Consider the following 24,792-nt stretch of genomic DNA (forward strand, 5'->3'; position numbering starts at 1 on the left):
CCCACAAAAGCACTTAACTAAGCCTGGAACGCCGCGTCATAGGCGAACAACGCCGGCGCGCCACCGGTGTGCAGGAAGATGATCGGGCCTTCGTCGAAGCGGTCGCGGCCAATGCCGTCGAGCAGGCCGGCCATGGCCTTGCCGGTGTAGACCGGATCCAGCAGCAGGCCTTCCTGGCTCGCCAGCAGCTTGACCGCCGCCAGTGTCCCGGCGTTCGGTTCGCCATACCGGGGGGCGAAATATTCGTCCCACAGGTTCACCTTGAAGGCGGCTGGAAGGGCAACATCCAACAGTTGCGCGGTACGTTCGGCCAAGCCCTGGACCTTCGGAAACTGGTCTTCCTCGCTGCGCGAAACCGTAACGCCGATGACGGGAAGCTCCGGCAGCGTTTCACTCAGGGCCAGCGCCAGGCCGCTGTGGGTGCCGGCACTGCCCGAGGCCAGCACCACAGCGGCGAAATCGAGACCGGTGTCCTTGATCTGCTCGGCCAATTCCAGGCCGGCACGTACATAGCCCAGCGCGCCCAAGGCGTTCGAACCGCCAATCGGCACCAGGTAGGGCTTTTTCCCGTTGCTGCGCAGGCGACCGGCGAGGGCTTGCAGTTGGTCGTCGGCGTTGTCCAGGTTTTCGACCAGTTCGACCTTGGCGTCGAACAGTTCCAGCAGCAGCCGGTTGCCGTTACCCAGGTAATTGCTGTCCTCGGTGCCGATGGGGTTTTCCAGCAAAGCCACGCAACCCAGGCCCAGCTTTGCCGCCAGGGCAGCGGTCTGGCGTACATGATTGGACTGGATCGCGCCGGCGGTGATGAGGGTGTCGGCGCCCTGGGCCAGGGCGTCGGCAGCCAGGTATTCGAGTTTGCGCAGTTTGTTGCCGCCCAGCGCCAGGGGCGTCAGGTCGTCGCGCTTGATATAGATGTCGCGCCCGAGCCAGGTGGAGAGGCGGTCGAGCTTTTCCAGGGGTGTCGGGTGGCCGAGCAGGTCGAGACGATTAAAACGCGCCAACTGTTGATTGATCATGGGGCCGTACTGATTGCAGGAGATGCCTGGACTATAGGCACGCGGATATTCATGGGCAACCGGCAATCGTTTATCGGGGCTTAAACCGGAGAGGGACTCCGATTTGTTGAGCCCTGGAAATCCTGTGGGAGCGGGCTTGCTCGCGAAGGGGCCGTCACATTCAACATCAATGCAGATTGGAAGTCCGTCTTCGCGAGCAAGCCCGCTCCCACAGGGTTTGCGTTTGCCAGGGCATACGGTTGAGCCACTGAACGAATACACACCAAGCAGCGTCTACCCTCCCACGGGCTCGCGTAGGAAACGTGCCGTCGAGCCCTGCGATTAGTCCTTAGCTGCCTATTCATGTTTAACTTGAACGTTCATTCAAGTTAAACCGTCGGTTTGCTGCCCGCTCACAACAGGAGGCTTGCCTTTGCCGAGTCCGTTTTCGACCGTCCCTCTTTCGCTTCCCGGGGTGCATCGCTCATGAGTGCCTCGTCTCTTCCACCCAGCGGCCTGGTCCGCATGAATCCGCCGGTGTTTTACTTCGCCGCGACCTTCATTCTGCTATTCGGCCTGGTGGTTATTGCTGTGCCGGAGCAGGCCGGCGCCTGGCTGTTGGCGGCGCAGAACTGGGCGGCCAATACGGTCGGCTGGTATTACATGTTGGCGATGACCCTGTATCTGGTCTTCGTGGTGGTCACCGCCTTGTCCGGCTACGGCAAGATCAAGCTCGGTGCCGACCACGACGAACCCGAATTCAGTTACCTGTCCTGGGCCGGCATGCTCTTCGCCGCCGGGATCAGCATCACGCTGTTTTTCTTTTGCGTCTCCGAGCCGCTGACCCACATGGTGCAGCCGCCTCAGGGCGAGGCCGGTACCGCGGACGCGGCGCGCCAGGCCATGCAGATTCTGTTTCTGCACTGGGGCCTGCACGGCTGGGGGGTATTTGCTTTTGTCGGCATGGCCCTGGCGTATTTTGCCTATCGGCACAATCTGCCGCTGGCTCTGCGTTCGGCGCTGTACCCACTGATCGGCAAACGCATCAACGGTCCCATCGGCTATGCGGTGGACGGCTTCGGCATCATCGCCACCGTGTTCGGCCTCGGCGCGGATATGGGCTTTGGGGTATTGCACCTCAACTCCGGGCTCGATTACCTGTTTGGCATCGCCCACACCCAATGGATTCAAGTCGGCCTGATCGTGTTGATGATGGGCGCGGCGATTCTCGTGGCGGTGGCCGGCGTCGACAAGGGCGTGCGGGTCATGTCCGACATCAACATGTTGCTGGCCTGCGCGCTGCTGCTGTTTGTGTTGTTCGCCGGGCCCACCCAGCATTTGCTCAACACCTTGATCCAGAACATCGGCGATTACCTTGGCGCCTTGCCGATGAAGAGTTTCGATCTGTACGCCTACAACAAACCCAGTGACTGGCTCGGCGGTTGGACGGTGTTCTACTGGGCTTGGTGGATCGCGTGGTCGCCGTTCGTGGGGTTGTTCATCGCTCGGATTTCCCGTGGCCGCACCATCCGCGAATTCGTGTTTGGCGTGTTGCTGATTCCCCTGGGGTTCACCCTGGCGTGGATGTCGATCTTCGGCAACAGCGCCATCGACCAGGTGCTGAACCACGGCATGAGCGCCCTGGGCATGTCGGCCCTGGAAAACCCATCGATGAGCCTGTACTTGTTGCTGGAAACCTACCCGTGGAGCAAGACCGTCATCGCGGTCACGGTGTTCATCAGCTTCGTGTTCTTCGTTACGTCCGCCGACTCCGGCACCGTGGTGCTTTCGACGCTGTCGGCCAAGGGCGGCAACCCCGATGAAGACGGGCCGAAATGGCTGCGGGTGTTCTGGGGCGCGATGACCGCCCTGGTGACCAGCGCGTTGCTGTTCTCCGGCAGCATCGATGCCTTGAAGTCGGCGGTGGTGCTGACGTCGTTGCCGTTCTCGCTGATTCTGTTGCTGATGATGTGGGGCCTGCACAAGGCGTTCTACCTGGAATCCCAGAAGCAGATCGCGCAACTGCACTCCCTGGCACCGGTGTCGGGTGCACGCCGGGGCACGGGCGGCTGGCGCCAGCGCTTGAGCCAGGCGGTGCATTTTCCGTCCCGCGACGAGGTGTACCGTTTCCTCGACGCCACGGTGCGCCCGGCCATCGAAGAAGTGAAGGCGGTGTTCGCCGAGAAGGGCCTGACGGTGATGACCCAGCCAGACCCGGCCAACGACAGCGTCAGCCTGGAGATCGGCCACGGCGAGCAGCATCCGTTCATCTATCAGGTGCAGATGCGTGGCTACTTCACGCCGTCCTTCGCCCGAGGTGGCATGGGTTCCAAGGAACTCAACAACCGACGTTACTACCGTGCCGAAGTGCACCTGAGCGAAGGCAGCCAGGATTACGACCTGGTGGGCTATACCAAGGAGCAGGTCATCAACGACATCCTCGACCAGTACGAGCGGCACATGCAGTTCCTGCATCTGGTGCGCTGATCGAGGCTCGAACAGAGCCCACCGTTTTTCATCTGCGCCGGCCTCATCGCGAGCAAGGCATCACTTAATCCTGTGGCGAGCTTGCTCGCGATGGCGGTATGGCTGGCGACGCGGAAAAAAACCTCAGACCAGCCCGCCGTTGGCCCGCAGGATCTGCCCGTTCACCCAGCCGGCGGCGGGGCTCACTAGGAAAGCGATGATGCTGGCGATGTCTTGGGGCTGGCCGAGGCGTTCCAGGGGCGGCATTTTGGCGTAGTTCTGGATCTGCTCTTCACTTTTGCCATGCATGAACAGTTCGGTCGCGACCGGGCCGGGGGCCACGGCATTGACAGTGATCTGGCGGCCACGCAGTTCCTTGGCGAATACCTGGGTCAGGGATTCCACCGCGGCTTTACTGGCGATGTACACCGAGTAGCCGGGCAGGTTCAGGCCCACGGTGCTGCTGGAAAAATTCACGATCCGGCCACCGTCGTTCAGGCGCGTTGCGGCTTCGCGCAGGGTGTTGAAGGTGCCACGGGTGTTAATGGCGAACGTCTGGTCGAACAGCTCGTCGCTGTGCTGCGCCAGGGGCATGACCTGGAGGATGCCGGCGTTGTTGATCAACACATCGACCTTGCCCAGTAGCGCTTCGGTTTCATCGAACATCCGCCGGACATCGACGGCAGAGGACACATCCGCCTTGATCGCTATGGCTTGGTGACCGGCCTGGCGCAATTGCACCACCAGTTTCGAGGCTTCGCTGGCGCTGTTGGCGTAGTTGATTACGACGGCAAAACCTTCGCTGGCCAGTTGCTTGGCGATTTCGGCACCGATGCCGCGAGAGGCGCCGGTTACGATGGCAACTTTGGCTGTTTGAGTCGTCATGAGGGAGGTCCTTTGGAAGTGGGTGAAGCCAGATTCACATGTTTACTCTTGGCGATAAATGCCCGACAGTTGGCTTGACTGTTCAATAATTGCCAACAATAAGGGCGTTGGACTCAGATGGATCAAGTCAAAGCTATGAAGGTGTTTGTGCGCATCTACGAGCGCAGCAGCTTCACCCTGGCCGCCGAGGACCTGAACCTGCCCCGTGCGACGCTGACTTATACCCTTAATCAATTCGAAGCCTGGCTAGGCGTACGTTTGCTGGAGCGCAGCACCCGCAAAGTACGACCGACCCTCGATGGCGAGGCGTATTACCCGCGTTGCGTGCAGTTGCTGGCGGAACTTGAAGAAGCCGAACTGGCATTTCGCAGCGTGGCACCCAAGGGACGGTTGCGGGTAGACATGCATGGCACGCTGGCCCGGCACTTCGTGATTCCGGCCCTGCCGCAGTTCATGGCGCGTTACCCGGACATTGAACTGTCCATCAGCGAGGCCGATCGGTTTGTCGACCTGATCGCCGAAGGGGTCGATTGTGTGTTGCGCGCTGGCACGCTGGGGGATTCGTCGCTGATTGGCCGCCGTGTCGCCAACCTGCGGCAGATCACCTGCGCCAGTCCAGCCTACCTGCGCCAATATGGCGAACCGAAAAGCCTCGATGACCTGAGCCGGCACCGGGCGGTGAACTACGTCTCGCGCACCACCGCCAAACTGTATCCGTTCGAATTCATGGTTGACGGCGAGCTCAAGGAGGTCGCAATCGACGGCGCGCTCTCAGTGTTCGGCGCTGAAATCTACTCCGCCTCGGCCATCGCTGGCCTGGGCCTGATCCAATGTCCGTATTACCGGATGGAAACGCAGATCCAGCAAGGCCTGATCCAGGAAATCCTCACCGCCACTCCACCACCGTCCATGCCGATCTCGGTGCTCTACCCCCACAACCGCCACCTGTCGCCACGGGTGCGGGTGTTTGTGGATTGGTTGGCTGAGGTGTTTGCGCAGGCACGATGACCCGGTGGGTTGCGACGGTGTATTTGCTGGGAAGTTGAGCTAATATTTTTCATGGTGTGTATTGTGTGTATAAGAATCGCCATTCGCAGCTAGAGTTTTCCGGCAGAGCTGTCGAATAAGGCACAGGTGATGCGAAGTCGGGAAATGATCAGGAAGATCGAAGAGGACGGTTGGTATCTGGTGGCAGTCAAGGGTAGCCATCATCAGTACAAGCATTCCTTCAAGGCTGGGAGGGTGACGATCAAACACCCTGACGCCGACCTGCCGAAAGGTACGATTAATAGCATATTGAAACAGGCGGGCCTGAAATGAGGCTCATGACCGATGACGAAATCCCCGATGGGGATGCATTGTTATCAGACCGGTTGCTACGGTTGCCGGATCTGAAGGAAGGATTCATCCAAATGAAATTTCCGGTCGTTCTGCACAAGGATGCCGATTCCGAATACGGAGTGACGGTCCCGGATGTGCCGGGTTGTTTCTCCGCGGGCAGTACCGTGGGCCAGGCATTCGAAAATGTGAAGGAAGCGCTCTCGTTGCACTATGAAGGGCTGGTAGCCGACGGCGAGCCGCTGCCGCAGATCCATGAAATTGACGATCATCTCGACAATCCGGATTACGCCGGAGGGATATGGGGTGTGGTTGAGTTCGATGTCACGCCCTATTTCGGCAAGTCAGTGCGGTTCAACGCCACGCTGCCTGAGCAATTGCTTGAACGCATTGATCAAACCGTGCGACGTGATCAGCGCTACAGCTCCCGCTCGGGTTTTTTGGCGGCGGCTGCCTTGCGCGAACTTTCGGCCTGACCCATGCGTCTGTGAAGTGTTAGCTTCTGCCATCCGCATCCGTCGCTCGAACAGAGAGTCTTTCGATGACCTATACCGCTGCCGAAAACCGCTACGAGTCCATTCCTTACCGCCGCGTGGGTCGCAGCGGGTTGGTGCTGCCGGCGCTGTCGCTGGGGTTGTGGCACAACTTTGGCGACAGCACGCCGATCGACACGCAGCGTGCCTTGCTGCGTACGGCGTTTGACCTGGGTATCAACCACTTCGACCTGGCGAACAACTACGGCCCGCCCTACGGCAGCGCCGAGATCAATTTTGGTCGGTTGCTGCGCGAAGACTTCAAGCAGTACCGCGATGAGTTGATCATCTCCAGCAAGGCCGGTTGGGACATGTGGCCGGGGCCTTACGGCCAGGGCGGTGGCTCGCGCAAATACGTGCTGGCCAGCCTTGACCAGAGCCTGCAACGCCTGGGGTTGGACTATGTGGATATCTTCTATTCCCACCGCTTCGACCCCGACACCCCACTGGAAGAGACCGCCAGTGCGCTGGCCACCGCCGTGCAGCAGGGGAAGGCGTTGTACATCGGCATCTCTTCGTATTCCGGCGTGAAGACCCGGGAAATGGCCGCGCTGCTCAAAGAGTGGAAAGTCCCGCTGCTGATCCACCAGCCGGCCTACAACCTGCTCAACCGCTGGGTGGAGAAAGACCTGCTGGACGCCACTGACGAACTGGGTACCGGTGTGATTGCCTTCACCCCGCTGGCCCAGGGCCTGCTGACCGACAAGTACCTCAAGGGCATTCCGGCCGATGCACGGGTCAACCGCCCCGGTGGCGGCTCGTTGCAGGCTTCGCACCTGTCGGAGGCGAACATCGCCCACGTGCGCGCCCTCAATGAAATCGCCCAGCGTCGCGGGCAGAGCCTGGCGCAAATGGCCCTGGCCTGGACCCTGCGCGATCCACGCGTGACCAGCGCGCTGATCGGCGCCAGCCGGCCTGAGCAGATTATCGAGAACGTCGGGGCGTTGCAGAACCTGAGCTTCAGCGCGGAAGAACTGGCGCAGATCGATCGGTTTGCCCAGGAGGGTGGCATCAATCTTTGGGAGAAGCCTTCGTCGGCCGAATAACGCCTCTGCAAATACGGCGAACACAAAACCTTGTGGCGAGGGGATTTCTTAGCTGTTTACCTGAAAAACGGCACATCCCCCAATACCGTCGCCCGGTGCATCACGCGCCGGGCCGGGCGATAGTCGTCCACGGCGAAATGCTGGGTGACGCGGTTGTCCCAGAACGCCACGTCGTTGACCTGCCAGCGCCAGCGCAGGGTGAATTCCGGGCGGGTGGCGTGGGCGAAGAGCAGTTTCAGGATCGCCTCGCTTTCGCTTTCCGACAGTTCGTTGATGCGCGTGGTGAAGCCTTCATTGACGAACAGCGAGCGACGTCCGCTCACCGGGTGGGTGCGGATCACCGGATGGGACAGCGGTGGGTTTTTCCGCCGTGCTTGTTCCCAGCGCGCCAGGTCCTCGGCGGTGTTGCCAAAGCGTTCCAAGGGAAACGAGCGGGTGAAATCGTGGGTTGCCGTCAGGCCTTCCAGTAAGCGCTTCAAGGGTGCCGACAAGGCTTCGTAGGCCGCGATGCCGCTGGCCCACAAGGTATCGCCACCGAACGCCGGTAGCAGTTTGGCGCTGAGCACCGCGCCCAGGGCGGGCGTCGGGAGAAAGGTCACGTCGGTGTGCCACACGGCGTTGTCGCGAACATCGGTAACGGCGGTATCGAGCACCAGCACTTCGGGCTGCTCCGGCACGTTGGGGTAGATCGGGTGAATGTGCAGGTCGCCAAAGTACCCGGCGAAACGCGCTTGCTGCGCGGGGTCGATCGGCTGGTCGCGAAAGAACAGCACCTGATGCTCAAGCAGGGCCTGCTCGATGACATCGCGATGTTCCTGGCACAGGGGCTGGCTGATGTCGATTCCGCTGATCTGCGCACCAAGGGCGATGCTCAAAGGGGTAATGGTCGGGCGGCTCATCGTCGTGTTCTCGCAGTGGGGCGCCGAATGGTCGGCGTGGTCATTCGCTCTCAATGGGCCTGGCCGTGCCACGGCACCAGTTTGCGTTGCAGGGCGCGCAAGCCCATCTCCATGGCGAAGGCGATCAGTGCGATCACCAGGATTCCCAGCACCACCACGTCTGTGACCAGGAACTGCGCGGCTGACTGCACCATGAACCCCAGGCCACTGGTGGCGGCAATCAGCACGGCGGCCACCAGGGTCGACCAACCGACGCCCAGGCCAATGCGAATGCCGGTGAGGATGTCCGGCAGGGCACTGGGCACGATCACATGGCGAATCAACTGGGCCCGCGTAGCGCCCAACGATTGCGCGGCCCGCAACTTGGCCGGGTCGACGGTGCGCACACCCGTGGCGGTGGCGATGGCAATCGGCGCGAAGATCGCCAGGTAAATCAGCAGCACTTTCGACAGCTCACCGATGCCGCACCAGATCACGATCAACGGCAGATACGCCAACGGTGGAATCGGCCGGTAGAACTCGATCAACGGATCGAGCACGCCGCGAGCGACACGGTTGGCGCCGATGGCGATACCCACCGGCACCGCCGTTAGCACGGCGAACAACAGGCCCACGCCGATTCGCTGAAGGCTGGCGGCCAAATGCTGCCAGAGGGTGGAGTCCATGTAGCCGCTGGTCGCCAGCAGCCAGCCCTTTTGCAGGACGGCGGAGGGCGAGGGCAGGAACAGCGGTTCGATCAGCCCGCTGGCGGTCACCGCCCACCAAACCGCTAGCAATGCGATCAGGGTCAGGCCGCTGATCCACCGCGTACTCAGGCTCAGTCTCGAACCGATGGCCGGGCGCTTGTTCGCGGGCTTACTGACCAACGCTGGAATTTCGTAGCTGCTCATGCGCGCTCCTGTGGTCGAGTGGCGCTGCGTTGGGAGAAGACCTTGGCGAGTACGTGCTCGCGGGTTTCGATAAAGCGCGGGTCGGACTTGATCGACCGCGCCGACTCCCCGGCGCCGTAGCGTTGGCCGAAGTCCAGGCTCAGGCGCTCGACTATTTGCCCCGGGTTGGGCGCCAGCAGAATCAGGTCGGTGGCCAGGAACACGGCTTCTTCGATGTCATGGGTAATGAGAAACACCGGTTTGGCGGTGCGCTGCCAGACTTGCAGCAACAGTTCCTGCATCTGCTCGCGGGTGAAGGCGTCCAGCGCGCCGAAGGGCTCGTCCATCAGCAGCACGCGCGGGTTGGCTGCCAACGCCCGGGCCAGGCCCACACGCTGCTTCTGGCCGCCGGAGAGCTGCCAGACGCGGCGTTGGTCGAAACCGGCCAGGTCCACCAGGGCGAGCATTTCCCGGGCTCGGGCCTCACGCTTTTCCTTGGCGACCCCGGCCAGTTCCAGGCCGAAGCCGACGTTGGCCAGCACGTCCTGCCAGGGCAGCAACGCATCGTCCTGGAACACTACGCCGCGTTCGGCACTCGGCCCCTTGATCGGCACACCGTCGAGGGTGATCTGCCCGGCGCTGGGCTCGACGAACCCGGCGATCAGGTTCAACAACGATGTCTTGCCACTGCCGGACGGGCCGAGGGCAACCAGCAATTGCCGGGGCCCCAGGGTCAGGGAAATATCCGCCAGCACAGGTTCCGCTGCGCCGGGGTACTGTGCGCTGATGCGCTCCAGCTGTAGCAAAGCCATCGCCGTGACTCCTTCTATTGTTCGATCACTGGGTGATGTATTTGGCGCTGACAAAAGGCGCGTAGTCCGGCAGCACGGCTTCGACCTTACCCTGCTCTTTGAGGAAGGCTGCGGTGTCGGTGATGGCTTTGGTGGTCGGAGCACCGAGGCTCACGACCTGATCGGCTGCCAGGGGAAACACGTTGCCTTGCAGCAACAGCGGGATGTCGCTGGCCTTGGCGCCGGAGAGTTTCACCAGTTTGTCGATATTGGACGCATCGGCCAGCCAGGCTTGTGGGTCCTTGCGATACCGGGCATAGGCATCCAGGGTGACTTTGGCGAAGGCTGTGACAATTTCCGGATGCTTCTGAGCGAAGTCCTTGCGCACGATCCAGGCGTCGAAGGTCGGTGCGCCGAACTGGGCCAGTTCTGCGGAGCTGATCAGTACCTTGCCGTTTTCCTTGGCCACGCCCAGGGCCGGGTCCCAGACGTAGGTGGCGTCGATGTCGCCGCGCTTCCAGGCGGCAATGATGGCCGGTGGCGCGAGGTTGAGTACGGTGACTTTCGACGGGTCGATGTTCCAGTGCTTCAGCGCGGCGAGCAGGCTGTAGTGCCCGGTGGACACGAAAGGTACGGCGATCTTCTTGCCGATCAGGTCTTGTGGGGAGTTGATCCCGGAACCGTCGCGGGCTACCAGGGCTTCGGCGGCGCCGATCTGGGTGGCGATGAGGAAGGTTTCCACCGGGACCTTGCGGGTGATGGCCGCGGTCAACGGACTGGAACCGAGGTAGCCGATCTGCACATCGCCCGAGGCGATGGCGGTGATGACGTCGGCGCCGTTGTCGAATTTGCGCCAGTCGATTTTGGCTTGGGTGGCTTTTTCATAGGCGCCGTCGGCCTGGGCGACTTTGGCCGGGTCGACGGTGGTCTGGTAAGCGACGGTCAGGTCGGCCGCCTGGGCAAAAAGGCTCGCGGCGGCCAGGGAGGCGACCGCGAGAAGGCGAAGGGGGGAACGCAACGTCATGGGAAAGCTCCTCGACAGGTCGCCGGAGATTCGGCGTTCGAGGAGACTAAATGATCTAAGAATTCAAAAATAAATAACTTTTTCGAATGAGCTTATTTGCGAAAAATTCTATGCATCGGGCAGAAGTAGGGCTTGCCTGGAGCTTTTGTGGCGAGGGGATAAATCCCCTCGCCACAAAAGCTGCACTTTCACGCAGGAGCCATGGAAATGTTTGGTCAGTTACTGATCGCCAGAATGCTCGCCTGATACGAACCCACGAACACATCGAAATCCCCCACCTCGTTCTGCTCCAGCTCAGTTTGCTGAACCAGGGATTCCCGGGCGGCGTCTTCGAACGCTGTCTGCTCCTGGGCTGGCAACGGCTCGGCGCGGAAGAATTCGGCGTGGGCCTTGCTTTGGCGCAGGGAGAACTGGGCGAAGCTTTCCTGATGCTCGGCCATGGCGGCGAGCACTTGGGCGGACGGCGTCAGGGACGGATCGCGGACTTTCGCCAGTTGCGCGTCCAATGCCTGGCGGTGGGCGTCGCCACCGTGGCTCTGGTCGAGTAGCGAGGCCAGCGGCGCGATTTTTTCCAGTAATTCGATGGCCCAGGCCTGCATGTCCACCGCTTGGCCTTGTCGCTGCAATTGTAGGCCAGGCTTGCGACCTTCCTTGACCACCGTCAGGAAGTTGCTCGTGGCGTTGCTGCATTCATTGTTTTCCAGCGGCGGACTGTCGTTGAGGCCGCAATACAGCAGGAACGCATCGAGGAATCGCGATTCGGTGAGGTCGATGCCCATCGGCAGGAACGGGTTGATGTCCAGGCAACGCACTTCGACGTACTGGATGCCCCGGGCGATCAAGGCCTGGATCGGCCGCTCGCCGGTGTAGGTCACGCGTTTGGGGCGAATGTTGGAGTAGTACTCGTTTTCGATCTGCAGAATGTTGGTGTTGAGCTGCACCCACTCACCGTTCTGATGAGTGCCGACTTCGACGTACGGCGCGTAGGGCGTTGCCACCGCTTTGCGCAGGCTGTCGGTGTAGCTCGCCAGGTCGTTGTAGCACGGTGTCAGGCCGGCTTGGGCGTTGCTCTGGTAACCCAGGTCGCTCATGCGCAGGCTGGTGGCGTAGGGCAGGTACAAGGTGTCCGGGTCCAGTTGTTCCAACTGGTGCGGGCGGCCCCGCAGGAAACCGGCGTCCAGGGCCGGCGAGGCGCCGAACAGGTACATCAGCAGCCAGCTGTAGCGACGGAAATTGCGGATCAGTGCGATGTAGGCCGACGACTGGAAGTCACGATCGCTCACGTCGGCAGCTTCGTTCTGCCGGAGCAGGGGCCAAAGCTTTTCCGGCAATGAAAAGTTGTAGTGGATGCCGGCGATGCATTGCATGGTTTTGCCGTAGCGCAGGGCCAGGCCCTTACGGTAGACGTACTTGAGTCGACCGATGTTCGAGGTGCCGTAGTAGGCGATCGGGATGTCTTCTTCTTCCGGCAACGGGCACGGCATCGAAGGACTCCACAGGTACTCGTCGCCGAGTTTGCTGTAGGCAAACCGGTGGATCTTGTCGAGGCTGCGCAGGGTATCGGCCGGGTCGGCCAGGGCCGGGGTGATGAACTCCAGCAACGACTCGGAATAGTCCGTGGTGATCTGTTCGTTGGTCAGCGCCGAACCCAAGGCCTCGGGATGCGGGGTCTGGGCCAGGCGCCCATTGTCCGTGACGCGCAGGCATTCACGCTCGATGCCATGCAGGCACTGTTCGAGCAGGGAGAGGTTGGCGCGCTCGCCGAGCAGGGCCAGGCGGCGGTTTAAAAGGTCGCTCAAGTTGAATTCCTTCACGCGTCAGTCGCCCCAATATGGGGGTGGGCAAGACGGTCTACAAGGGTGAAGTTAAAACTGGCGTTTTCGCCTGGTTTTTGTGCGGCCAAGGACTGATCGCCTTGATCCCTGTGGAAGCGGGCTTGCTCGCGAAAGCGGTGTGTCAGTCGGCATTGGAGTTGCCTGACACACCGCCTTCGCGAGCAAGCCCGCTCCTACAAGGAGTCTCGACACCGCATTCGTGGGGTCGAAATTACCCCAAATCGATGACGGGGAGCTATAGGACAGCGAACGTGCCTTGCGCTTTTGCGACCAGTTTGTCGCCTTGCATCACCTCGGCCTCGACCACCAGCGTGCGTCGGCCCGGGTGGATGACCCGAGCCGTGCACAACACTTCGCCGTCGGCCACGGCGCGAATGTAGTTGATCTTGCATTCGATGGTCGCGCTCTGCTGGTCAAAGCCGTGGACACTGGAACAGGCCAGGCCCATGGCGATGTCCACCAGGCTGAACAGCGCGCCGCCGTGCAGCTTGCCGCCGCGATTGCGCAACGGCGGCTCAAGGCTCAGGGCGACTTGCGCCACCCCGTCCCCCAGGCTTTGCAGACGGCAGCCGAGCAGCTTGAAAAACGCGCTTTCCACCAACCCGGCTGGCGCGTCCATCAGCGTTTCTTCAGCTGCTTGGCGTTGGCGAACAGCGAGGCCATGGCGTTGTTCGTCGGAGCCGCGGTGGCGGTTTCCTTGCGCGGCGCGGTGTTCTGCGACTGACGCGGCGTCGAGCCCGGACGAGCCCCACGGGCACCGTCGACTTTTTCGCCCGGCGTGTCGCTCATGCGCATCGACAGGCCAACGCGTTTGCGCGGGATGTCGACTTCCATGACCTTCACTTTCACCACATCACCGGCCTTCACGGCTTCGCGCGGGTCCTTGATGAACTTCTCCGACAGCGCTGAGATGTGCACCAGGCCGTCCTGATGCACGCCGATGTCGACGAAGGCGCCGAAGTTGGTGACGTTGGTCACCACACCTTCGAGGATCATGCCCGGTTGCAGGTCCTTGAGGTCTTCGACGCCGTCCTGGAACTCGGCGGTCTTGAACTCGGGACGCGGGTCTCGGCCCGGCTTCTCCAGTTCCTGGAGGATGTCGGTCACGGTCGGCAGGCCGAAGGTTTCGTCGGTGAATTTTTTCGGATCCAGGCGCTTGAGGAACGCGGCGTCGCCGATCAGCGAACGGATGTCGCGGTCGGTCTGGGCGGCGATGCGTTGCACCAGCGGATAGGCTTCTGGGTGGACAGCCGACGAGTCCAGTGGATTGTCACCGTTCATGACGCGTAGGAAACCGGCGGCCTGTTCGAAGGTTTTCTCGCCCAGGCGCGGGACTTTCTTCAACGCGGCGCGGGTCTTGAATGCACCGTGCTCGTCGCGGTGGGTGACGATGTTCTGCGCCAGGGTGGCATTGAGGCCCGAGATACGCGCCAACAGCGCCACCGAAGCGGTATTCACGTCCACGCCCACGGCGTTCACGCAGTCCTCCACCACGGCGTCCAGGCCACGGGCCAGTTTCAACTGGGAAACGTCGTGCTGGTACTGGCCGACACCGATGGATTTCGGGTCGATCTTCACCAGTTCCGCCAGCGGATCCTGCAGGCGACGGGCGATGGACACCGCGCCACGGATCGACACGTCCAGGTCCGGGAACTCCTTGGAGGCCAGTTCCGACGCCGAATAAACCGAAGCGCCGGCTTCGGAGACCATGACCTTAGTCATTTTCATGGCCGGGTATTTCTTGATCAGCTCGGCGGCCAGCTTGTCGGTCTCGCGGCTGGCGGTGCCGTTGCCGATGGCGATCAGGTCCACCGAATGCTTGGCACACAGGGCGGCGAGCACGGCGAGGGTCTGGTCCCACTTGTTGTGTGGCACGTGCGGGTAGACCGTGGCGTGGTCCAGCAGCTTGCCGGTGGAGTCCACCACCGCCACCTTGCAACCGGTGCGCAGGCCCGGGTCCAGGCCGAGGGTGGCACGCGGGCCGGCCGGTGCGGCCAGCAGCAGGTCGTGCAGGTTGTGGGCGAAGACATTGATCGCCTCGGTCTCGGCGTTGTCGCGCAACTCGCCCAGCAGGTCGGTTTCCAGGTGAGTGTAGAGCTTGACCTTCCAAGTCCAGCGCACCACTTCGGCCAGCCATTTGTCGGCGGCGCGATTCTGGTTCTGGATGCCGAATTGCTGGCCGATCATGCCTTCGCATGGGTGCATGGTGCCTGGCAGTTCATCACCGACCTTCAGCGCGGAACTGAGAATGCCTTCGTTGCGGCCACGGAAAATCGCCAGCGCACGGTGGGACGGCATGCTCTTGAGCGGTTCGTCGTGTTCGAAATAATCACGGAACTTGGCGCCTTCCTCCTCTTTGCCGGCGATCACCCGGGCGCTGAGGGTGGCTTCCTGCTTGAGGTAACTGCGCAGTTTTTCCAGCAGATTGGCGTCTTCGGCGAAGCGCTCCATGAGGATGTACTTGGCGCCTTCCAGCGCGGCTTTCACGTCGGCCACGCCTTTTTCGGTGTCGACGAAGCGTGCGGCTTCGGTTTCCGGGGCCAGGGTCGGGTCGTTGAACAGGCCGTCGGCCAGCTCGCCAAGGCCGGCCTCCAGGGCAATCTGGCCCTTGGTGCGACGCTTTTGCTTGTAGGGCAGGTACAAGTCTTCAAGGCGGGTCTTGGTGTCGGCCAGTTTGATGTCGCGCTCAAGTTGCGGGGTCAGCTTGCCTTGCTCCTGGATGCTGGCCAGGATGCTGATACGCCGTTCGTCGAGTTCTCGCAGGTAGCGCAGGCGCTCTTCCAGATGACGCAATTGGGTGTCATCGAGGCTACCGGTGACTTCTTTCCGGTAACGGGCGATAAAAGGCACCGTGGAGCCTTCATCGAGTAGCGCGACGGCCGCTTCGACCTGTTGTGGGCGTACGCCGAGTTCCTCGGCAATGCGGCTGTTGATGCTGTCCATAAAACCACCTGACAAATTGTGAAATCAGGCTCGCCACCGCGCAAACGGGGCTCGGCGAGACTGGTTGAGCGGCCTGGCGTGCGCCGCTGCCTGGGTCAAAAGGCTGCCTGTTGACCCGCGAAATTCAAAAAATGCTGCCGGGCCAAGGGAAAAAACGATATGCCGGGATAACGATCCGACATTCCCTGGCACAAAAGGCCGCGCATTATAACCAGCGTTCCGTCCTTCCGGGGGCGTCGTGGTCTGTAGGCTCGATACCCGGATTTGTTCAGATAGAAGAAAAATCTGCTAACAATGCACACCGTACGTATAACGGCAGCTAGGCCATAATGCGCGCCGAGATCAAAGGAGCTTCCTATGAGCAGCACAGCACAAACTGCTGAAGGCGAAAAAATTCTTATCGTTGACGATGACCCGGGGCTGAGCAGCCTGCTGGAGCGTTTCTTCGTCAGCAAGGGCTACCGTGCCCGTACTGTACCGAATACCGAGCAAATGGATCGGCTGTTGGCCCGTGAGGTGTTCAACCTCGTGGTGCTTGACCTGATGCTGCCTGGCGAAGACGGCCTGACCGCTTGCCGTCGCCTGCGCGGCGCGAATAACCAGATTCCGATCATCATGCTGACCGCCAAGGGCGACGAGCTGAGCCGTATCAAGGGTCTCGAACTGGGCGCCGACGACTACCTGGCCAAGCCGTTCAACCCCGACGAGCTGATGGCCCGGGTCAAGGCGGTACTGCGTCGCCAATCGGCTCCGGTACCTGGCGCGCCCGGCAGCGAAGATGAAAGCGTGACCTTCGGCGACTATGAACTGTCCCTGGCCACTCGCGAGCTCAAGCGCGGCAATGAGATCCACATGCTCACCACCGGTGAATTCGCCGTGCTCAAGGCCCTGGTGATGAACGCTCGCCAGCCGTTGACCCGCGACAAGCTGATGAACCTGGCCCGTGGGCGTGAGTGGGATGCGCTGGAGCGTTCCATCGACGTACAGATTTCCCGTCTGCGCCGGATGATCGAGCCCGATCCTTCCAAGCCGCGGTATATCCAGACCGTCTGGGGTGTGGGTTATGTATTCGTGCCGGATGGCGCCGCCAGCAAGTGATCGGCGATTTGTAGGAGCGGGTGGCCTGGTGGGTTGAATGTCCTCTTCCAGGCGACTCGCGGTCCGTCATTGTGCGAGCATCGCTCGCTCCTGCAAGTGTGTAGCGGTTATTCATGAAAACCCCCGTGTGGTTCCCCCAGAGTTTCTTCTCTCGCACCCTCTGGTTGGTGCTGATCGTCGTGCTCTTTTCCAAGGCACTGACGCTGGTCTACCTGCTGATGAACGAAGACGTGCTGGTGGATCGGCAGTACAGCCACGGCGTTGCCTTGACCCTGCGGGCCTATTGGGCCGCCGATGAAACCAATCGAGCGAAAATCGCGGAAGCGGCGACCTTGATCCGGGTGGTCGGCGCCGGTGTGCCGGAAGGCGAGCAACACTGGCCTTACAGCGAGATTTATCAACGACAGATGCAGGCCGAACTCGGTGCCGATACCGAGGTACGACTGCGCATGCACTCGCCGCCGGCGCTGTGGGTACGTGCCCCGAGTCTGGGGGACGGCTGGCTGAAAGTGCCGTTGTACCCTCATCCGCTGCGTGGCCAGAAAATCTGGAACGTGCTCGGCTGGTTCCTGGCCATCGGCCTGCTGTCGACGGCTTCGGCGTGGATCTTCGTCAGCCAGCTCAACCAACCGCTCAAACGCCTGGTCTACGCTGCGCGCCAGCTGGGCCAGGGTCGCAGCGTGCGGCTGCCCATCAGCGACACGCCGAGCGAGATGACCGAGGTCTACCGTGCCTTCAACCAGATGGCCGAAGACGTCGAACAGGCCGGGCGCGAGCGTGAACTGATGCTCGCTGGTGTCTCCCACGATCTGCGCACACCGCTGACCCGGCTGCGGCTGTCGCTGGAGTTGATGGGCGAGCACACCGACCTGACCGACGAAATGGTCCGCGACATCGAAGACATGGATGCGATTCTTGATCAATTCCTGGCGTTCATTCGCGACGGCCGTGACGAGTCGGTGGAAGAAGTCGACCTCAGCGAGCTGGTGCGCGAAGTGGTCGCGCCCTATAACCAGAACGACGAAAAGGTGCACCTGCGCCTGGAGCCGATCCAACCGTTCCCGCTGCGTCGGGTGTCGATGAAGCGTTTGTTGAACAACCTGATCGGTAACGCCTTGAATCACGCCGGCACCGGCGTCGAGGTGGCGGCCTATGTCTCTGGCGACACCAGCGCGCCGTATGTGGTGCTGAGTGTCATGGACCGTGGCGCTGGCATCGATCCGTCGGAGCTGGAAGCCATCTTCAACCCCTTCACCCGGGGCGACCGTGCCCGGGGCGGAAAGGGCACGGGCCTGGGCTTGGCCATCGTCAAACGCATCGCCTCGATGCACGGCGGCAACGTCGAACTGCGCAACCGCGTCGGCGGCGGGCTGGAAGCGCGGGTGCGCTTGCCGTTGGGGTTGCTGCTGCCACGGGATGCGGTGTGATAACTGGCTAACCGAGAACTTGTGGGAGCCAGCCCAGTTCACCCTGTGGGAACTGAGCTTTTGTGGGAGCCAAGCTTGCTCACGATGAACGATAACGCGGTCTTACTGTAAACCGAGGTGCCTGCATCGCGAGCAAGCTCGGCTCCCACAAAAGCCCGCCCCCAACAGGTCTTGTATCGGAGTTAACCCTTGCCCTTGGTCCGGGTCATGTTCGGCCCGCCATTCTTTTCCAAGTGCTCGATGATGATCCCTGCCACGTTCTTGCTTGTGGTGGTTTCAATCCCTTCCAGGCCCGGCGAGGAGTTGACCTCCATCACCAGCGGCCCGTGATTGGAGCGCAGGATGTCCACGCCGGCCACGGCCAGGCCCATGACTTTTGCGGCGCGCAGGGCAGTCATGCGCTCTTCCGGGGTGATCTTGATCAGGCTGGCACTGCCGCCGCGATGCAGGTTGGAGCGAAACTCGCCGGGCTTGGCCTGGCGCTTCATCGAGGCGATGACCTTGTCGCCGACCACGAAGCAGCGAATGTCCGCGCCACCGGCTTCCTTGATGTATTCCTGGACCATGATGTTCTGCTTCAGGCCCATGAACGCTTCGATCACCGACTCCGCTGCTGTCGCGGTTTCACACAGCACCACGCCGATGCCCTGGGTGCCTTCCAGCACCTTGATCACCAGCGGCGCACCATTGACCATTGCGATCAGGTCGGGAATGTCGTCGGGGGAGTGGGCAAAGCCGGTCACCGGCAAGCCGATCCCGCGTCGCGACAGCAGTTGCAGCGAGCGCAGCTTGTCCCGGGAGCGGGCAATGGCCACGGACTCGTTGAGGGGAAACACCCCCATCATTTCGAACTGACGCAACACCGCGCAGCCATAGAACGTCACTGACGCGCCGATGCGCGGAATCACTGCGTCGAACCCTTCCAGCGGTTTGCCACGGTAATGGATCTGGGGCTTGTGACTGGCAATGTTCATGTAGGCGCGCAGGGTGTCGATCACCACCATTTCATGGCCACGTTCGGTGCCGGCTTCAACCAGGCGACGAGTGGAATACAGACGCGGATTACGCGACAGCACAGCGATCTTCATGCAACACCTGTGGCAGAGGTAGTGGACACCGGGAATACCGGCTTGTCTTGAACGTATTTGATACCTGGATTGACCACCAACTGGCCGTCGATCAAGGCTTTGGAACCCAATAAGAGGCGATAGCGCATGGATTTGCGGCAGGCCAGCGTGAACTCGACTCGCCAGATCCGATCACCCAGCGCCAGCGTGGTGCTGATCACGTAGCGGACCTGCGCGTGGCCGTTGGAGCTTTTTATCGTCTTGCGCGCCACCAGCGGGGCTTCGCAGCGGCGATGGCGCAACTGCACCACCGTGCCCAGGTGCGCGGTGAAGCGCACCCACTTTTCACCGTCGCGCTCGAACGGCTCGATATCGGTGGCGTGCAGGCTGGAGGTGCTGGCACCGGTGTCGATTTTTGCCCGTAGGCCCGCAACTCCCAGATCTGGAAGCGCCACCCACTCGCGCAGACCGACAACGGTCAAATGGTCAAAAGTCTTCAATAAAAACAACCTGCGATCAGTACATCGGATCGTTGAGCCCGCGAATCGCGGTATTCACGCAGAATAATCACAAAATGGCGACAGTTATCTACTCAGCTGTTTCCGCGCGTAACTTTCTACACAACCCTGGCCGGTGAGGCCGGCCTGGCGGGCATTCTATCTGTCGGGTCGAATTCGTGTGTCCGACAAAAACGGTAGTACAGTTCTGACTATTGGCAGAAAGAGGAATTGCAGTGGCACAAAAACAGGAAGAGGACGACAAGGTCCGTCTCGATAAATGGTTATGGGCGGCGCGATTCTATAAGACGCGGGCCCTCGCCAAGGCTGCCATCGAAAGCGGCAAGGTCCATCACCGGGGCGATCGCTGCAAACCGGGCAAGGAGCCGCGCATCGGCGACGAATTTGTCATTCGCACCGGGTTCGATGAAAAAACCGTGGTTGTCGAAGCCCTTTCGATCGTGCGGCGTGGCGCGCCTGAAGCGCAGGCACTGTATCGCGAAACCGAAGCCAGCATCGCCAAGCGCGAAACCGCAGCCGCCCAACGCAAGGCCGGCGCCCTGGGTGTCAGCACCGATGGCAAGCCGAGCAAGAAGCAACGTCGGGATCTGTTCAGGTTTCATGGCAGCAATAGCGAATAAAGCGTCGGTAATTTTGAGGGCATCCGTGGCGAGGCTTACAAGTGGAGCTGAGTTGTCAGTCCCTTCCCGTCAGGCAAGCCCAAGCCTTGCTTGGAACCCACCCGGAATGCCCATAAAATGCCCGCCATCAATTGTCATCACCTCAGATACCAGATCCTATGACTGATTTACCGGATACCGACTACACCCAGCGTTTCATCTTCGATGACAGCGACGCCCGCGGCGAGCTGGTGGCGTTGGAGCGTAGCTACGCCGAAGTCCTCGCCAAACACCCCTATCCGGAACCGGTCGCGCAAATGCTCGGTGAGCTGATGGCGGCAGCGGCACTGTTGGTCGGCACCTTGAAATTCGATGGCTTGCTGATTCTCCAGGCCCGCTCCGAAGGCCCGGTGCCATTGCTGATGATCGAGTGTTCCAGTGAGCGCGAGATCCGTGGCCTGGCCCGCTACGATGCACAGCAGATCGCGCCCGACGCGACGCTGGCCGACATGATGCCCAACGGCGTGCTGGCCCTGACGGTCGATCCGAACCAAGGCCAACGCTACCAGGGCATTGTCGATCTCGACGGCGCAACCCTGGCCGATTGCTTCACCAACTACTTCGTCATGTCCCAGCAGACCAACACCCGCTTCTGGCTCTATGCCGACGGGCGGCGTGCTCGCGGCCTGCTGCTGCAACAATTGCCCGCCGATCGCCTTCGCGACCCGGAAGAGCGGGACGCCAGCTGGCAGCACGTCACCGCTCTGGCCAGCACCTTGAGCGCCGATGAGTTGTTGAGCCTGGACAACGAAACCGTGCTGCATCGCCTCTACCACGAAGAGGCCGTGCGCCTGTTCGATGGTCAGCCATTGCGCTTCCAATGCAGTTGCTCCCGTGAACGTTCCGGCAATGCGCTTGTCAGTCTGGGTCTGGAAGATGCGCAGCAGTTGGTGATCGAACATGGCGGTGCCATTGAGGTCGATTGCCAGTTTTGCAATGAACGCTACCTGTTCGACGCGGCCGACATTGCTCAATTGTTCGCCGGTGCGGGTGTCGACACACCGTCAGATACTCGTCACTAAAACGTTTCAGCGCAGGTAAATCTCCTGGCAAACGCCGGATTTACGCCGTACTGACGGGAGGGCCCTACTTTTTTTGGGCTTTTCTGGCATAATCCGGCCCACTTTTTTCGGGTAGTAGTGCGCGACTTCCTACTACAAAACGTTTGGAGCACTCGGCCACGGGCCGACGGGGAACCTCATGACGCAAGCCAATAACGCCGTGTACATCGATCTGAGTGTCGATGATCTGGTTAAAGAAGCCCTGAGTCGCGGTGAAGGCGAGCTTGCCGATACTGGCGCGCTGGTTGTCCGTACCGGTCATCGTACCGGTCGCTCGCCAGTTGACCGTTTCATCGTAGAAGAGCCGACCACCCAGGCCGCCATCGCCTGGGGCCCGATCAACCGCAAGTTCCCGGCCGACAAGTTCGATGCCCTGTGGAGCCGCGTGGAAGCCTACCTGGGTGAGCGCGAGCGTTTCGTCTCCCACGTGCATGTAGGTTCCGATCCTGCGCACTACCTGCCGGTCAAGATGACCACCGAGACTGCCTGGCACAACCTGTTCGGCCGTTGCCTGTTCATCAACCCCGAGCAGTACAACGCTGGCGGCAAGGATGAATGGCAGATCCTCAACGCGCCGAATTTCGTCTGCGAGCCTGAGCGCGACGGCACCAACTCCGACGGCACCGTGATCATCAACTTCGCGGCCAAGAAAGTGCTGATCGCCGGCATGCGTTACGCCGGTGAAATGAAGAAAGCCCTGTTCTCCGTGCAGAACTTCCTGCTGCCAGCCGTTGACGTGCTGCCGATGCACTGCGCTGCCAACATGGGCGAAGAGGGCGACGTGACCCTGTTCTTCGGTCTGTCGGGCACCGGCAAGACCACCCTGTCCGCCGACGAAAGCCGCTACCTGATCGGCGACGACGAGCACGGCTGGGGTGTGGGCGTGGTCTTCAACATCGAAGGCGGTTGCTACGCCAAGTGCATCGACCTGTCCGAGAAGAACGAGCCGGTGATCTGGAAAGCCATCCAGCATGGTGCCGTACTGGAAAACGTTGTCCTGGACCCGGTCACCAAGAAAGCCGACTACGCCGACGACAGCCTGACCCAGAACAGCCGCGCCGCTTACCCGCGTGAGCTGATCGAGAAGCGCGCACCGAAAAACCTCGGTGGCGAGCCAAACGCCGTGATCTTCCTGACCTGCGACCTGACCGGCGTATTGCCGCCGGTGTCGATCCTCAGCGAAGAACAAGCCGCCTACCACTTCCTGTCCGGCTACACCGCGCTGGTGGGCTCGACCGAAATGGGTTCGGGCAGCGGCATCAAGTCGACGTTCTCCACCTGCTTCGGCGCCCCGTTCTTCCCGCGCCCTGCCGGTGAGTACGCGGAACTGCTGATCAAGCGTATCCGTGGTTTCGGCTCCAAGGTCTACCTGGTCAACACCGGCTGGACCGGCGGCGGCTATGGCGTCGGCAAGCGCTTCAACATCCCGACCACCCGTGCGGTGATCGCTGCGATCCAGAGCGGCGCGCTGATCGGTGCGCAAACCGAACACCTGGACATCATCAACCTGGACGTGCCGTTGGCTGTTCCGGGCGTTGAGACTGGCCTGTTGAACCCACGCAACACCTGGGCCGACAAGGCTGCGTACGACGAAGCTGCCAAGGCCTTGGCCGGCTTGTTCACCGAGAACTTCAAGAAGTTCGACGTGAGCGACGCGATCAAGGCCGCAGGGCCACAGCTGTAAGGCTCGGCTAGCGAATAAAAAACCGCCCTTTGTGGGCGGTTTTTTTATGGGCGGCTATTTGTACGAACATGGTTTGGAAACTGCCATTCTTCCAGCTGAAATCGAGCCAAACAGCCAGAATAATCCCACTTAAGGTATCCCGATCAACTAGGTCTCTTCCACTTCCCGCGTATCCCATCGTTGTGCCTTGATCGCCTTGTAGAGCATGCCGATGGTCAGCGGCATCTTGTTCCCACGGCCCTTGGCCCTGCGCTTTTGAAATACATCAAATCCTTCCGGTTGAAAGTAGCGATACGCGTCGTAATCGATGAGGTCGAGGGCGAACCGCTCCTCCAATGCCTCCATCAGATGCCGGGCATCCGCGCCATCGCATCCCAGATCGAGATTGATCGCCGTGTCCAAACGGATCGTCTTTCGCTCAGGCAGGCCGATTTCTTCGTGGAGCAGTTCCATGAGTTGGCGCATGGCAGGGTCGTCGGGGAAGTCTGGGGCGAGGTGCATGGTGAAATGTCCGGACTGATGGGGCGGGTCTGTGGGTGAGCGTTCAGGGTGAAATCGTTGGCCACCCAGGAGTGTGTCGTGAAGCTGCCTCAAGGTCCATCAACCCTCTGCCATAGGCATGGCTGTTGGCGTAGATACCCGTGCGGTTGGTTGTCGCCAGCAGGTGTTCGCGCACTTGCTGCGGGCTGAATTGCGGGTAAAGGCTTTGCAGCGCCGCCAGTGCACCACTGACCAAGGCTGCGGCGGGGGAGGTGCCGGCGGTTTGCACGTAGCGGCCATCCTTGCCCACCGTGAGCAGGCCTGCCTGGGCACCGCCATCACCGCCGGGAACGGCAATGCACCAGGCTGCTGCAATGCCGCAATAGTTGGATTTTCCATTGATGGCGCTGCCGTCGTTTTTCAATGCCACCACCGCGATCCAACCTTTTTCCAGTTCGGGTACTGCCACCGGCAATCCAGGTTCGGCCAAGGGCTCGCGCCTGAGCTCATTGCCAGTGGGGAAGACAAATACGGCGCCATCTGACACCAGTTTTCGAGCAGTGGCCAGGGAATCGGGCATGACTTGGTTGTAACGTGCTTCATTGATTTCGGTAGCGGGGATGGCATTGGCCCAGGAGTTGTTGAGCAGGCGAGCGCCCTTGTCGAAAGCGCTTTGCCAGGAGTGGGCGATTTCGCTGTCGAAGAAAAACGGCTCGTTGTCGTCACCAAAACGAAAAGGGAGCAACCGGGCGTTGAACGCGATGCCATGCATGCCCTGATCGTCCTTGTTGGCGGCGAGTATGCCGGCCATTTGCGTGCCATGGCCGACACGGTCCACCGTTCCCGGCCGGTTTTCGACGTAGTCGAATCCGGGATCACCCAGCCTGCCTTCGAACTCTTTCAAGCTGGCGTTGAGCCCCGAATCGATCAGCGCCACGGTCACGTCCTGACCGGTGCCGCCACGGGCATATAAAGCCGAAGCCTTGACGACGGCCAAGCCTTGTTGCGCGTGGTATTCCGGGGTTTCGAACAGGCTCGGTTCGATGCCGGATTGTTCAGGGACGCTCAAACAGCCGGCCAGTAGAGAGGCTGACGTTAACGTCAGAGCGCGTAGTGTAGAAAATGGAGGTGGCATGGTTCATTCCTTGAACAAAGTCTTGGGCAACAGGCTTCC

General features: G+C 61.2%; 23 protein-coding genes. 10 read left to right on the top strand and 13 right to left on the bottom strand.

Annotated elements, in window-relative coordinates; translation table 11 throughout:
* Positions 1-17 precede the first annotated feature (17 nt).
* Positions 18-1,016 (bottom strand): D-cysteine desulfhydrase, encoded by a 999-nt coding sequence (locus EPZ47_RS01215; protein ID WP_135843166.1) that lies wholly within the window; start codon positions 1,014-1,016, stop codon positions 18-20.
* Positions 1,017-1,520: 504 nt separating this feature from the next.
* Here EPZ47_RS01215 and betT point away from each other — a divergent pair.
* Positions 1,521-3,482 carry a choline transporter BetT gene (gene betT, locus EPZ47_RS01220; protein ID WP_178084290.1) on the top strand — a complete coding sequence of 654 codons (1,962 nt, stop codon included), beginning with the start codon at positions 1,521-1,523 and terminating at the stop codon, positions 3,480-3,482.
* Between the two features lie 123 nt (positions 3,483-3,605).
* On the opposite strand, the gene EPZ47_RS01225 is transcribed toward betT, so the two are convergent.
* Positions 3,606-4,346 (bottom strand): SDR family oxidoreductase, encoded by a 741-nt coding sequence (locus tag EPZ47_RS01225; protein WP_135843168.1) that lies wholly within the window; start codon positions 4,344-4,346, stop codon positions 3,606-3,608.
* Between the two features lie 117 nt (positions 4,347-4,463).
* Between EPZ47_RS01225 and EPZ47_RS01230 the strand changes: the two genes are divergently transcribed.
* From EPZ47_RS01230 to mgrA, 4 genes are all read left to right on the top strand, one after another.
* Positions 4,464-5,354, top strand: coding sequence for a LysR family transcriptional regulator (locus tag EPZ47_RS01230; protein WP_135843169.1), 891 nt, complete (start codon positions 4,464-4,466; stop codon positions 5,352-5,354).
* Between the two features lie 129 nt (positions 5,355-5,483).
* Complete coding sequence (locus EPZ47_RS01235; protein WP_135843170.1) at positions 5,484-5,666, top strand: type II toxin-antitoxin system HicA family toxin; 183 nt, start codon at positions 5,484-5,486, stop codon at positions 5,664-5,666.
* A gap of 92 nt (positions 5,667-5,758) precedes the next feature.
* Complete coding sequence (locus EPZ47_RS01240) at positions 5,759-6,160, top strand: type II toxin-antitoxin system HicB family antitoxin (protein WP_135847931.1); 402 nt, start codon at positions 5,759-5,761, stop codon at positions 6,158-6,160.
* A gap of 65 nt (positions 6,161-6,225) precedes the next feature.
* Positions 6,226-7,263, top strand: a complete 1,038-nt coding sequence (gene mgrA, locus EPZ47_RS01245) for an L-glyceraldehyde 3-phosphate reductase (protein ID WP_135843171.1) — start codon at positions 6,226-6,228, stop codon at positions 7,261-7,263.
* 56 nt (positions 7,264-7,319) lie between these two features.
* Here the strand turns inward: mgrA and tauD are convergent, their stop codons facing one another.
* The 7 genes from tauD to EPZ47_RS01285 all read right to left on the bottom strand — a co-directional run bounded on the left by tauD (position 7,320) and on the right by EPZ47_RS01285 (position 15,624).
* Positions 7,320-8,162: a taurine dioxygenase gene (gene tauD / locus EPZ47_RS01250; protein WP_135843172.1), complete on the bottom strand. Its 843-nt coding sequence runs from the start codon at positions 8,160-8,162 to the stop codon at positions 7,320-7,322.
* 50 nt (positions 8,163-8,212) lie between these two features.
* Positions 8,213-9,052, bottom strand: coding sequence for a taurine ABC transporter permease TauC (tauC, locus tag EPZ47_RS01255; protein ID WP_135843173.1), 840 nt, complete (start codon positions 9,050-9,052; stop codon positions 8,213-8,215).
* The gene (gene tauB / locus EPZ47_RS01260) at positions 9,049-9,843 is read right to left on the bottom strand and encodes a taurine ABC transporter ATP-binding subunit (protein WP_135843174.1); all 795 of its coding nucleotides are present in this window, start codon (positions 9,841-9,843) and stop codon (positions 9,049-9,051) included. The genes tauC and tauB overlap by 4 nt, the downstream gene beginning before the upstream one ends.
* Before the next feature lie 25 nt (positions 9,844-9,868).
* Entirely contained in the window at positions 9,869-10,846 is a 978-nt protein-coding gene (gene tauA / locus EPZ47_RS01265) for a taurine ABC transporter substrate-binding protein (RefSeq protein ID WP_135843175.1), read from the bottom strand.
* Positions 10,847-11,061: 215 nt separating this feature from the next.
* The gene (gshA, locus tag EPZ47_RS01270) at positions 11,062-12,645 is read right to left on the bottom strand and encodes a glutamate--cysteine ligase (RefSeq protein ID WP_135843176.1); all 1,584 of its coding nucleotides are present in this window, start codon (positions 12,643-12,645) and stop codon (positions 11,062-11,064) included.
* Between the two features lie 271 nt (positions 12,646-12,916).
* Positions 12,917-13,300, bottom strand: a complete 384-nt coding sequence (locus tag EPZ47_RS01280; protein ID WP_135843177.1) for a PaaI family thioesterase — start codon at positions 13,298-13,300, stop codon at positions 12,917-12,919.
* The gene (locus tag EPZ47_RS01285) at positions 13,300-15,624 is read right to left on the bottom strand and encodes a Tex family protein (protein ID WP_135843178.1); all 2,325 of its coding nucleotides are present in this window, start codon (positions 15,622-15,624) and stop codon (positions 13,300-13,302) included. Before EPZ47_RS01285 ends, EPZ47_RS01280 begins: the two co-directional genes overlap by 1 nt.
* Before the next feature lie 357 nt (positions 15,625-15,981).
* On the opposite strand from EPZ47_RS01285, the gene ompR reads away from it, so the two are divergent.
* Positions 15,982-16,722 (top strand): osmolarity response regulator transcription factor OmpR, encoded by a 741-nt coding sequence (gene ompR, locus EPZ47_RS01290; protein WP_003186825.1) that lies wholly within the window; start codon positions 15,982-15,984, stop codon positions 16,720-16,722.
* A gap of 113 nt (positions 16,723-16,835) precedes the next feature.
* On the top strand, positions 16,836-18,149 hold the full coding sequence (locus EPZ47_RS01295; protein ID WP_135843179.1) for an ATP-binding protein: 1,314 nt from the start codon (positions 16,836-16,838) through the stop codon (positions 18,147-18,149).
* A 182-nt stretch (positions 18,150-18,331) separates the two neighbouring features.
* Here the strand turns inward: EPZ47_RS01295 and rimK are convergent, their stop codons facing one another.
* Together rimK and rimB are read right to left on the bottom strand one after the other, a co-directional pair.
* Entirely contained in the window at positions 18,332-19,237 is a 906-nt protein-coding gene (gene rimK / locus EPZ47_RS01300; RefSeq protein WP_003196697.1) for a 30S ribosomal protein S6--L-glutamate ligase, read from the bottom strand.
* A complete protein-coding gene (rimB, locus tag EPZ47_RS01305; RefSeq protein WP_025211286.1) occupies positions 19,234-19,716 on the bottom strand; it encodes a retropepsin-like aspartic endopeptidase RimB in 483 nt (160 codons plus the stop codon). The genes rimK and rimB overlap by 4 nt, the downstream gene beginning before the upstream one ends.
* Before the next feature lie 233 nt (positions 19,717-19,949).
* Here rimB and EPZ47_RS01310 point away from each other — a divergent pair, with 233 nt between their 5' ends.
* The 3 genes from EPZ47_RS01310 to EPZ47_RS01320 all read left to right on the top strand — a co-directional run bounded on the left by EPZ47_RS01310 (position 19,950) and on the right by EPZ47_RS01320 (position 23,138).
* Entirely contained in the window at positions 19,950-20,354 is a 405-nt protein-coding gene (locus tag EPZ47_RS01310; protein WP_135843180.1) for an RNA-binding S4 domain-containing protein, read from the top strand.
* Positions 20,355-20,512: 158 nt separating this feature from the next.
* Positions 20,513-21,415: an Hsp33 family molecular chaperone HslO gene (gene hslO / locus EPZ47_RS01315; RefSeq protein ID WP_135843181.1), complete on the top strand. Its 903-nt coding sequence runs from the start codon at positions 20,513-20,515 to the stop codon at positions 21,413-21,415.
* A 178-nt stretch (positions 21,416-21,593) separates the two neighbouring features.
* Complete coding sequence (locus EPZ47_RS01320) at positions 21,594-23,138, top strand: phosphoenolpyruvate carboxykinase (protein WP_135843182.1); 1,545 nt, start codon at positions 21,594-21,596, stop codon at positions 23,136-23,138.
* 147 nt (positions 23,139-23,285) lie between these two features.
* On the opposite strand, the gene EPZ47_RS01325 is transcribed toward EPZ47_RS01320, so the two are convergent.
* Together EPZ47_RS01325 and EPZ47_RS01330 are read right to left on the bottom strand one after the other, a co-directional pair.
* Complete coding sequence (locus tag EPZ47_RS01325) at positions 23,286-23,639, bottom strand: DUF1493 family protein (RefSeq protein ID WP_135843183.1); 354 nt, start codon at positions 23,637-23,639, stop codon at positions 23,286-23,288.
* A gap of 43 nt (positions 23,640-23,682) precedes the next feature.
* Positions 23,683-24,753 carry a S8 family peptidase gene (locus tag EPZ47_RS01330; protein ID WP_135843184.1) on the bottom strand — a complete coding sequence of 357 codons (1,071 nt, stop codon included), beginning with the start codon at positions 24,751-24,753 and terminating at the stop codon, positions 23,683-23,685.
* Positions 24,754-24,792 lie beyond the last annotated feature (39 nt).

It is taken from the genome of Pseudomonas viciae, assembly GCF_004786035.1.
Taxonomy (GTDB): Bacteria; Pseudomonadota; Gammaproteobacteria; order Pseudomonadales; family Pseudomonadaceae; genus Aquipseudomonas; species Aquipseudomonas viciae.

Coding starts and splice junctions, on each gene's coding strand:
- EPZ47_RS01215 (WP_135843166.1), bottom strand. CDS start 1,016: ATGATCAATCAACAGTTGGCGCGTTTTAATCGTCTCGACCTGCTCGGC.
- betT (WP_178084290.1), top strand. CDS start 1,521: ATGAATCCGCCGGTGTTTTACTTCGCCGCGACCTTCATTCTGCTATTC.
- EPZ47_RS01225 (WP_135843168.1), bottom strand. CDS start 4,346: ATGACGACTCAAACAGCCAAAGTTGCCATCGTAACCGGCGCCTCTCGC.
- EPZ47_RS01230 (WP_135843169.1), top strand. CDS start 4,464: ATGGATCAAGTCAAAGCTATGAAGGTGTTTGTGCGCATCTACGAGCGC.
- EPZ47_RS01235 (WP_135843170.1), top strand. CDS start 5,484: ATGCGAAGTCGGGAAATGATCAGGAAGATCGAAGAGGACGGTTGGTAT.
- EPZ47_RS01240 (WP_135847931.1), top strand. CDS start 5,759: ATGAAATTTCCGGTCGTTCTGCACAAGGATGCCGATTCCGAATACGGA.
- mgrA (WP_135843171.1), top strand. CDS start 6,226: ATGACCTATACCGCTGCCGAAAACCGCTACGAGTCCATTCCTTACCGC.
- tauD (WP_135843172.1), bottom strand. CDS start 8,162: ATGAGCCGCCCGACCATTACCCCTTTGAGCATCGCCCTTGGTGCGCAG.
- tauC (WP_135843173.1), bottom strand. CDS start 9,052: ATGAGCAGCTACGAAATTCCAGCGTTGGTCAGTAAGCCCGCGAACAAG.
- tauB (WP_135843174.1), bottom strand. CDS start 9,843: ATGGCTTTGCTACAGCTGGAGCGCATCAGCGCACAGTACCCCGGCGCA.
- tauA (WP_135843175.1), bottom strand. CDS start 10,846: ATGACGTTGCGTTCCCCCCTTCGCCTTCTCGCGGTCGCCTCCCTGGCC.
- EPZ47_RS01280 (WP_135843177.1), bottom strand. CDS start 13,300: ATGGACGCGCCAGCCGGGTTGGTGGAAAGCGCGTTTTTCAAGCTGCTC.
- EPZ47_RS01285 (WP_135843178.1), bottom strand. CDS start 15,624: ATGGACAGCATCAACAGCCGCATTGCCGAGGAACTCGGCGTACGCCCA.
- ompR (WP_003186825.1), top strand. CDS start 15,982: ATGAGCAGCACAGCACAAACTGCTGAAGGCGAAAAAATTCTTATCGTT.
- EPZ47_RS01295 (WP_135843179.1), top strand. CDS start 16,836: ATGAAAACCCCCGTGTGGTTCCCCCAGAGTTTCTTCTCTCGCACCCTC.
- rimK (WP_003196697.1), bottom strand. CDS start 19,237: ATGAAGATCGCTGTGCTGTCGCGTAATCCGCGTCTGTATTCCACTCGT.
- hslO (WP_135843181.1), top strand. CDS start 20,513: ATGACTGATTTACCGGATACCGACTACACCCAGCGTTTCATCTTCGAT.
- EPZ47_RS01320 (WP_135843182.1), top strand. CDS start 21,594: ATGACGCAAGCCAATAACGCCGTGTACATCGATCTGAGTGTCGATGAT.
- EPZ47_RS01325 (WP_135843183.1), bottom strand. CDS start 23,639: ATGCACCTCGCCCCAGACTTCCCCGACGACCCTGCCATGCGCCAACTC.
- EPZ47_RS01330 (WP_135843184.1), bottom strand. CDS start 24,753: ATGCCACCTCCATTTTCTACACTACGCGCTCTGACGTTAACGTCAGCC.